The organism is Magnetospirillum sp. SS-4 (genome assembly GCF_902729425.1).
Lineage (GTDB): Bacteria > Pseudomonadota > Alphaproteobacteria > Rhodospirillales > Magnetospirillaceae > Phaeospirillum.
The window spans coordinates 192383-200178 of the sequence record NZ_LR746531.1 but is presented as its reverse complement, the minus strand read 5'-3'; the positions used below and the strand labels follow the sequence as shown (position 1 = coordinate 200178).

At 67.0% G+C, this 7796-nt stretch carries 10 protein-coding genes; 7 read left to right on the top strand and 3 right to left on the bottom strand.

Going from position 1 to position 7796, the window contains the following annotated elements:
- Window positions 1-104: 104 nt before the first annotated feature.
- Complete coding sequence (locus tag MTBSS4_RS21350) at window positions 105-737, bottom strand: helix-turn-helix transcriptional regulator (protein WP_173985381.1); 633 nt, start codon at window positions 735-737, stop codon at window positions 105-107.
- Between the two features lie 117 nt (window positions 738-854).
- Between MTBSS4_RS21350 and MTBSS4_RS21345 the strand changes: the two genes are divergently transcribed.
- The 6 genes from MTBSS4_RS21345 to MTBSS4_RS21320 all read left to right on the top strand — a co-directional run bounded on the left by MTBSS4_RS21345 (window position 855) and on the right by MTBSS4_RS21320 (window position 4474).
- Complete coding sequence (locus MTBSS4_RS21345) at window positions 855-1220, top strand: hypothetical protein (protein ID WP_173985380.1); 366 nt, start codon at window positions 855-857, stop codon at window positions 1218-1220.
- A complete protein-coding gene (locus tag MTBSS4_RS21340; RefSeq protein ID WP_173985379.1) occupies window positions 1217-1666 on the top strand; it encodes a hypothetical protein in 450 nt (149 codons plus the stop codon). The genes MTBSS4_RS21345 and MTBSS4_RS21340 overlap by 4 nt, the downstream gene beginning before the upstream one ends.
- A 76-nt stretch (window positions 1667-1742) precedes the next feature.
- Entirely contained in the window at window positions 1743-1949 is a 207-nt protein-coding gene (locus MTBSS4_RS21335; protein ID WP_173985378.1) for a hypothetical protein, read from the top strand.
- Window position 1950: 1 nt separating this feature from the next.
- Window positions 1951-3495 (top strand): portal protein, encoded by a 1545-nt coding sequence (locus tag MTBSS4_RS21330; protein WP_173985377.1) that lies wholly within the window; start codon window positions 1951-1953, stop codon window positions 3493-3495.
- Window positions 3482-3751: a hypothetical protein gene (locus MTBSS4_RS21325; protein ID WP_173985376.1), complete on the top strand. Its 270-nt coding sequence runs from the start codon at window positions 3482-3484 to the stop codon at window positions 3749-3751. Before MTBSS4_RS21330 ends, MTBSS4_RS21325 begins: the two co-directional genes overlap by 14 nt.
- Before the next feature lie 45 nt (window positions 3752-3796).
- The gene (locus tag MTBSS4_RS21320) at window positions 3797-4474 is read left to right on the top strand and encodes a hypothetical protein (protein ID WP_173985375.1); all 678 of its coding nucleotides are present in this window, start codon (window positions 3797-3799) and stop codon (window positions 4472-4474) included.
- On the opposite strand, the gene MTBSS4_RS21315 is transcribed toward MTBSS4_RS21320, so the two are convergent.
- A complete protein-coding gene (locus tag MTBSS4_RS21315) occupies window positions 4459-5829 on the bottom strand; it encodes a mechanosensitive ion channel family protein (protein ID WP_254432701.1) in 1371 nt (456 codons plus the stop codon). The genes MTBSS4_RS21320 and MTBSS4_RS21315 overlap by 16 nt on opposite strands.
- 69 nt (window positions 5830-5898) lie before the next feature.
- On the opposite strand from MTBSS4_RS21315, the gene arsC reads away from it, so the two are divergent.
- Window positions 5899-6246 (top strand): arsenate reductase (glutaredoxin), encoded by a 348-nt coding sequence (arsC, locus tag MTBSS4_RS21310; RefSeq protein ID WP_173985399.1) that lies wholly within the window; start codon window positions 5899-5901, stop codon window positions 6244-6246.
- On the opposite strand, the gene MTBSS4_RS21305 is transcribed toward arsC, so the two are convergent.
- Entirely contained in the window at window positions 6188-7786 is a 1599-nt protein-coding gene (locus MTBSS4_RS21305) for a bifunctional diguanylate cyclase/phosphodiesterase (protein ID WP_173985374.1), read from the bottom strand. The genes arsC and MTBSS4_RS21305 overlap by 59 nt on opposite strands.
- Window positions 7787-7796 lie beyond the last annotated feature (10 nt).

The window sequence follows — 7796 nt, the reverse complement described above, 5'->3', positions numbered from 1 at the left end:
GGGGTTGAAAAAGCTTAAGCACTTTTTCGCCCGACTGTCCATGCGGCGCCCCCGGCCGCAGGCCGGAACGCAATGAAGCCGGGCTATGGAGGCGTTCTGTCCGGCTACTGGCTCGCCCAGAGGATGCGGGCCATCCACGCCACCTCCTCCGAGGCCAGCGAGCGGCCGGAATGGGCGGGATTGACCGAGATCAGGTCGATGCGCCGGGCGGTCAGGCGGACCAGTTGCTTGACCATGACCTCGCCCTCGGTGGTGCGGACCACCACCCGGTCGCCGCGCCGCACGTTGGCGGCGGGCGAGACGATGACCACGTCGCCGTCGCGGTAGAGCGGCTCCATGGAATCGCCGCTGACCTCCAGGGCGTAGGCGTGCTGGTCGCCGACCTCGGGAAACGGGATTTCGTCCCAGCCGCCCCCCACCGGATAGCCGGCGTCATCGAAAAAACCGCGGTCGCCGGCCTGGGCAAAGCCGATCAGCGGCATGGTCGAGGCCGGGCGCGCCGTCGCGCCGCCCTCGATATAGCCGACGAAGGCGGCCATGGTGGCGCCGGTGGCTTCCAGCACCTTGGCGACGCTCTCGGTGGATGGCCAGCGGGCCTTGCCCTCGCGGGTGATGCGCTTGCTCTTGTTGAAGGTGGTGGGGTCGAGCCCGGCCTTGCGGGCAAGAGCCGACGCCGTCAGCCCGTGGTCTCGGGCAAGCGCGTCGATGGCGGCCCAGATGTCGGCATGCTTCAGCATGGGAAGATGGTCTCGCAATTCGCATTTTTTCGCAGCAGGATAATATGCCTGATGACTTGACTCGTTGGCGGAAAATCTGGCAGGTTCCTTCTGTTAAATCCTATTATGGAGGAACAAATGGCTAGGGATCGTCGGGTTGTCAGGTTCCAGTCCGCTGTCGAGGGGGTGCCGTTCTCCTCGGCGGAGGAGGCGTGGCTGTGGTATGCCCGCTGTCAGATCGCTCGTGACGAAGGTGTCCGCTATACCGCCGGACTGGCCGACATCCCCCGTCCCTGCGAGCCCGACGATATCGCCCGCGAGGTTGGGCGGCTGCACCGGGGGCGGCGGCTGCGTCCCGGCCATCTCCGCGTCCTCGGCCGGTTCGGCGGGCGGTTGACCGCTCCCGACCCCCAGGGTGACGCCACCCCGGGAGAGGCCGCCCTGTGGGACGAGGCCATGGACCGGCTGACCACGCCGCTGCGCCACAAGGGCATCGTCGCGTGAGCGCCCCGCCGCTTCAGTGGCGCCGCGCCCTGGTGGTATTTTCCGATCGCGCCGACCTGGTCTGGCTGCGACTGCTGCGGCGTGGCTTCAGGCATTGTTTCCTGGTTCTGGGCTCGTCCGGCGGCTGGGTCAGTCTCAACGCCATGGCGCACCGGGTCGAGGTGGCGGTGTTGCCGGTCGCCGCCGATTTCGATCTGGCCGGTTGGTATCGCACCCGGGGGCTGACGGTGGTGGAAACGGCGCCGGTGCTGCCGCCGCGCCGGCCGTTGCCGTTGCGTCCCTTTACCTGCGTCGAGATGGTGAAGCGGAGTTTGGGAATCGCGGACGGCGGAATCTTTACCCCCTGGCAATTATTCCGATATTTTAGCCGTGAATCGGATATAATTCTTGACGATAAGGCTGGCGTCGACGTAGTGTCGAGCCATCAACGCCATATCCGCGCCTGAATCCTGCCGGCTGTACCGCCGTGCGGGATTTTTTGCGTCGCCAAATGAACAAAACGTGATCAAAAAGGAGAGCCCCATGGGTGGATTTTTCACGTCGAGCCCGCCGCCGCCGCCGCCGCCACCGCCGCCGCCGGTCATGCCCGATCCGGAGGCCGAGGCGGCCGAGGAACGGCTTCAGGCCATCAACCGCAATCGCCGGGGCCTGCTCGGCACCATCGCCACTTCCGAATCCGGAATCCTTCGCCCCAGGACTCTGGCCGGCAAGACCTTGCTGGGAGAATGACATGACCGCCCGCCCCCCGCGCCGGGACGAGGTCGCCCCCCATGGCGAAGCACTGCTTGGCCCAGACGGCGACGACCCGTCCGTCCTGCTGAAGCGCTTCCGCAAGGCCAAGGAACGCCGCGCCGTCTGGGAATCCCACTGGCAGGAATGCTATGACTACGCCCTGCCGCTGCGCGATTCCGTCCTGCATGCCGGCACTCCCGGCGAGAAGAAGGCCGACCGCCTGTTCGACGGCACCGCCCCCGACGCCGTCGATCAACTGGCCGCCAGCCTGCTGTCCGAGCTGACCCCGCCCTGGGCGCAATGGTTCGGGCTGAGCGCCGGCGGCCAGTTGCCGGCCGAGAACCGTGATCGCGCCGCCTCCGCCCTGGAGCGGATCGGCATGGTCCTTCAGGGACATTTCGACCGCTCCAACTTCGCCGTCGAGATGCACCAATGCTACCTGGACGCGGTGACCGGCGGCACGGCCTCGCTGCTGTTCGAGGAGGCGTCGCCGGGCGAGACCTCGGCTTTCCGGTTCACCGCCGTGCCGCTGGGACAGGTGGTTCTGGAGGAAGGACCCGAAGGCCGCCTCGACGTCACCTTCCGCCGCAGCGAGCTGACCCTGGCGATGCTGAACGCCCGCTTTCCGGCCGCGCGGGTGCCCGAGGACATCCTTCGCGCCGCCACCGCCGACCCCGACCTGCGTCTTGGCGTCGTCGAGGCGGTGGTGCCGACCCGCAACGGCTATCGCTACGCCGCCGTGCTGGATTGCGACGCCGATGGCGCCGTGCTGGCCGATGGACGTTTCGCCATGACGCCGTTCATCAATTTCCGCTGGCTGAAGGCGCCAGGCGAGATCTATGGCCGTTCGCCGGTGATGAAGGCGCTGCCCGATATCAAGACCGCCAACAAGGTGGTGGAACTGGTGCTGAAGAACGCCACCATCGCGGTGACCGGCATCTGGCAGGCCGATGACGACGGAGTGCTGAATCCCGCCAACATCAAGCTGGTTCCGGGAACCATCATCCCCAAGGCGGTCGGTTCGGCCGGGTTGCAGCCGCTGACCTCGCCCGGACGGTTCGACACCTCGCAACTGGTGCTGGACGATCTGCGCGGCCGCATTCGCCATGCCCTGCTGGCCGACAAGCTGGGGCAGGCGTCCTCGCCCAGGATGACGGCGACCGAGGTGATGGAGCGCGCCTCGGACATGGCCCGCCTGCTGGGCGCCACCTATGGCCGGCTGCAAAGCGAATTGCTGACGCCGCTGGTCATGCGGGCGATCCACGTCCTGCGGCGGCGGGGCGAGATTCCCGAGGTGATCGTCGACGGCCATTCGGTGGAGCTGCAATACCGCTCGCCCCTGGCCCAGGGGCAGGCCCAGCGCGATGCCCGCAACCTGATGACCTGGATGGCGGCGTTGAACCAGTTGGGTCCCCTGGCCCAGGAATCCATCGATGCCGCCGCCGCCGCCCGCTGGCTGGGACGCACCTTCAACGTGCCGGCCGAGGTGCTGAAGCCGTCGTCTCCGGCCCCGGCGGAGGAGAATGGCCATGCCCCGCTCTGAACCGGCCGGCTGGGGCTGGTTCGATCCGCCGTCGCCATCCTCGGACGGGGAATCCGGCCGCGACATGGCCCGGCTGGCGGCCCGGCTGTTCTCCTCCGGCGATGGCGAGGCGCTGCTCCGCCATCTCCGCGAGATGACGCTGGATCGGTGCCTCGGCCCCGACGCCGGCGACCCGGCGCTGCGCCACCTCGAAGGCCAGCGTCACCTCGTGCTCCATCTTCTCGCCCTGGTCGCCCGTGGCCGGGCCGAGGGGTGAGCGCCTTTCCTTCCACTCAATGCCCATTTTTCTCAGGAGACCGACATGCATTACGAAGATTCCCGCGCTCCCGATCTGGAGCCGGCCCGAGGCGGCCGGCCGACCAACGTGCCGGAAAAGTTCTGGGACCCCGCCAGGGGCGAGATCCGCACCGATGCCCTGATCCGCGCCTATCTCGAACTGGAACGGCGGGCCTCGTCGCTGCCCAGGGCGCCCGACAGCTTCGACAAGTACAAGATCAGCCACCGCCATCCCAAGCTGACCAGCAGCGAGACGGTCAATCGGCGCCTGCATCAGGCCGGCTTCACCCAGGAACAGGCGCAACTGGTCTATGATCTGGCCCACGACGTGCTTCTGCCCATGCTGGAGGGGCTGACCGGCGAAAGCGAGCAGACCGGCCATCTCGGCCAGCTGGCTGAATATTTCGGCGGCGAGGAGCGCTGGCGCCAGATCGCGCCTCAACTGACGGCCTGGGGCCGCAGGAATCTGCCGCCCGACGCCTTCGACGCCCTGGCCTCATCGGTGGAGGGCGTCAAGATCATGCATCGCCTGATGGGGTCGGGCGAGCCCAGCCTGGGGCACGCCCCGCCGCCCAGGGATGAGGGCGCCACCGAGGCGGAACTGAAGAAGATGCTTCAGGACCCCCGCTACTGGAAGACCCGCGATCCGGCCTTCATCGCCAAGGTCGGCGCCGGCTTTCGCCGTCTCTACGGCGAGGGCTGACCGGCCGTCTGTCCCCCCCCTCCTTCGGGAGGGGGGGGCTTCTTCGGCGTTCTGGACAGCCAGACCTGGGTCTGGGGGAACGGAATTTCGATGCCGGCGGTGTCGAAACGCTGTTTCAGGCGGCGATTGAACTCACGCGACAATGACCAGCGTTCCAGCGGAACCGTCTTGATACGGGCGCGGATAACCACCGATGACGGGTCGAACCGATCGACCCCCATGACCTCGATGGGCTCGACGATGGATTTTCCCCAGACCTCGTCCGCCTGCAATTCGGCACCCAGATCGACCAGCAGGGCGGCGACTGCGTCGGTATCCTGGGAATAGGCGATGCCGATGTCGAACACGGCATAGGAAAATGTCTTGGTCATGTTGACCACGGTGGTGACGGCGCCGAACGGTACGGTGTGCAGGGCGCCGTTCAGGTCGCGCAGCCGGATGGCCCGGATGGAAATGTCCTCGACCAGGCCGGCATGCTCGCCCACCTTGACCACGTCGCCCACCGCGATGGTGTCTTCAAACAAGATGAAGGCACCGGTGATCATGTCCTGAACCAGCTTTTGTGAGCCGAAACCAATGGCGATGCCCAGGACGCCGGCGCCGGCCAGCAGCGGCGCGATATTGACCCCAAGCTCGGACAGCACGATCAGTCCCACGATCACCACCATCACCATGAAGGCGGCGTTGCGGACCAACGGCAGCAGGGTGCGGGCGCGGCCGGACCGCTGGCGGAGGTTGCCGTCGGAATCGGTGGCGGTCAGATAGCGTTCGATGGCGCCGTGCAGCAGGTGCCAGCCCACCAGGGCCGCCACCACCACCACCGCGATGGTGACCAGCGACGACGCCAGCCGCCGCCCCACTTCGGAATTCAGCAGCGCCAGCGGATCGAAGCCCCACAATTGCGCCAGCGCCAGCAGGCCGGTCAGTCCGATCAGGACGCGCAGCACCCGGTGAAGCATGGGCAGGTAGCGGTTGACCCGGACGCTGTCCTCGCCGGCGGCGGCCAGCGTCCGGTCCACCATCCGGCGCAGCAGCCTGGCCAGGAGCATCGCCACGGCGATGATCGCCAGCGTCGCCAGCCCGACCCGGATGTCGCCGGCCTTTTGCGTCATCCGCCCCACCAGACCGGCCTGTTCCGTCTTCTGGACCGCCTTCTGGGCCGCGATCAGGCCCTTGACCTGCGCCGCCAGCCGTTCGCGGGCCTTGGGGTCCTCCAAGGTGGCGGCCAGGCTTTCCAGGTCGTCGGCCGTCGCCGTCGCCGGCTCCGCCGCGACGCACGGCATCGCCAGGAACAGGGTCAACAACAAGGTGGCAAGCCCGTGCCTTGGCGGGCCATAGTGGAAAAAGCGGATCATGGGCTACCCCGACCATTCGGCGACGGGCTTACCATGACGAGCCGCACCGCCGGAATCAAGGGTCGAACCATGTCGGACGCCGTCACCATCTATCACAATCCCCGTTGCGGCAAATCCCGCGACACGCTCCGCCTGATCCAGGACAGGGGAATCGTCCCCAATGTGGTGGAATACCTGAAGGACCCGCCCAGCGCCGCCGAACTGGCCCGCATCCTCGGCCTGCTGGGCAAGCGCCCGGCCGAGATCACCCGCCGCAAGGAAGCCGCCGAGGCCGGAATCGACCCCGCCGCGATGGACGACGACGCCTTGATCCGGGCGCTGATCGCCCATCCCATCGCCATGGAGCGTCCCATCGTGGTCAGGGGCGACAGAGCCGTCCTGGGCCGGCCGCCGGAAAACGTTCTGGCTCTATTGTAGCGCCGGGCGCCAGCAGCGCCCGCAACTGGTCGGGAGGCACGGGACGGCCCAGCAGAAAGCCCTGGACGTCGTCGACCTTCAGGGCTTTCAGCAGATCGTATTGGTCGGCGGTCTCGACGCCCTCGGCGACGATGCGGCGCTTCAGGGCATGGCCCATGGTGATGATGGAACTGATGATGGCAACATCGTCGGCGTTCGACATGATCTCGTGGATGAAGCTCTTGTCGATCTTGATGATGTCGAACGGGAACTGCCGCAGATAGCTGAGCGACGAGAATCCGGTGCCGAAATCGTCGAGGGCGATGTGAATGCCCATGGCCCGGAATTCCTCCAGCAGGGCGGTGGCGCTCTCGGTATCCTTGATGATCATGCTCTCGGTGATCTCGAATTCCAGGTCGTCGGCCGAGATTCCGGCACACCGGATGATGTTGACGACGCTGTCGATCAGGCCGGGCTGCCGCAACTGGCGGGCCGAAACGTTGACCGCCATGCGCCCCGGCCGCAGCCCGGCGTCCCGCCATTCGCGTATCTGGCGGCAGGCCTCGGCCAGAACCCAGATTCCGACATCGGCGATCAGCCCCATTTCCTCCATCACCGGAATGAATTCGGCGGGCGAGACCTTGCCGAGGCGGCCGTCCTGCCAGCGCAGCAGCGCCTCCACTCCCCGCACCTGGTTGGTCTCCAGGCAGATCTTGGGCTGATAAACCAGGCTGAGGTCGCCGCGTGATCTGGCCTTCAGCAGCCGGTTCTTGATCAGCAGGCGCTGATGCAGCCTGGCATTCATGTCGCTGGTGAAGAAGGTATAGTGGCCGCGTCCCATTTCCTTGGCGCGGTACATGGCGCTGTCGGCCGCCACCAGCAGCCCGTCCACGTCGGGGGCGTCGCCGGGAAAGAGCGCGATGCCGATGGCCGCCGAGATCAGCACCTCGTTGCCGTCATGGATGAAGGGACGTTCCAGCGCCTCGATGGCGCGGGCGGCGATGAATGCCGCCTCGCCATCGCCCGAGATGACGGGCAGCAGCACGGTGAATTCGTCTCCCCCCAGCCGGCCGACGGTGTCGCCGTCGCGCAGCACCCCTTCCAGCCGCCGTCCCACCTCGCGCAGCATCTGGTCGCCGAAGCCGTGGCCGATGGTGTCGTTGATCAGCTTGAAGCCGTCGAGATCGATGAACAGCAACGCCACCTTGTCGCCGGAACCGGTAATTCCGGCGACAGCCTGCCCCAGACGCTCGTGAAACAGGGTTCGGTTGGCGGTTCCGGTCAGGGGGTCGGTGCCGGCCTGACGGCGGATGGCCTCGGTCAGCGCCGTCATCTCGTCCGACATCAGTTTCATGGCGCGGTCGTTGCGCCGCCGTTCCATGTCATGTTCGCCATAGGCTTGGTTCACCAGCCGGACCAGTTCGGCGACGTCGTCGGGCAGCGGTCCGGACAGGCCGGCCTTGCGCATCTGGCGGACAAGCAGGCGATGCCGCAGTGGTTCCGACTCCACCGTTCCGGCCGGGGTTCCCTCGGTTTCCGTCTGGTGCGGAGAATGATCCAAGCCGCAACCT

Coding starts and splice junctions, on each gene's coding strand:
- MTBSS4_RS21345 (WP_173985380.1), top strand. CDS start 855: ATGGCTAGGGATCGTCGGGTTGTCAGGTTCCAGTCCGCTGTCGAGGGG.
- MTBSS4_RS21335 (WP_173985378.1), top strand. CDS start 1,743: ATGGGTGGATTTTTCACGTCGAGCCCGCCGCCGCCGCCGCCGCCACCG.
- MTBSS4_RS21315 (WP_254432701.1), bottom strand. CDS start 5,829: ATGATCCGCTTTTTCCACTATGGCCCGCCAAGGCACGGGCTTGCCACC.
- MTBSS4_RS21320 (WP_173985375.1), top strand. CDS start 3,797: ATGCATTACGAAGATTCCCGCGCTCCCGATCTGGAGCCGGCCCGAGGC.
- MTBSS4_RS21330 (WP_173985377.1), top strand. CDS start 1,951: ATGACCGCCCGCCCCCCGCGCCGGGACGAGGTCGCCCCCCATGGCGAA.
- MTBSS4_RS21350 (WP_173985381.1), bottom strand. CDS start 737: ATGCTGAAGCATGCCGACATCTGGGCCGCCATCGACGCGCTTGCCCGA.
- MTBSS4_RS21325 (WP_173985376.1), top strand. CDS start 3,482: ATGCCCCGCTCTGAACCGGCCGGCTGGGGCTGGTTCGATCCGCCGTCG.
- arsC (WP_173985399.1), top strand. CDS start 5,899: ATGTCGGACGCCGTCACCATCTATCACAATCCCCGTTGCGGCAAATCC.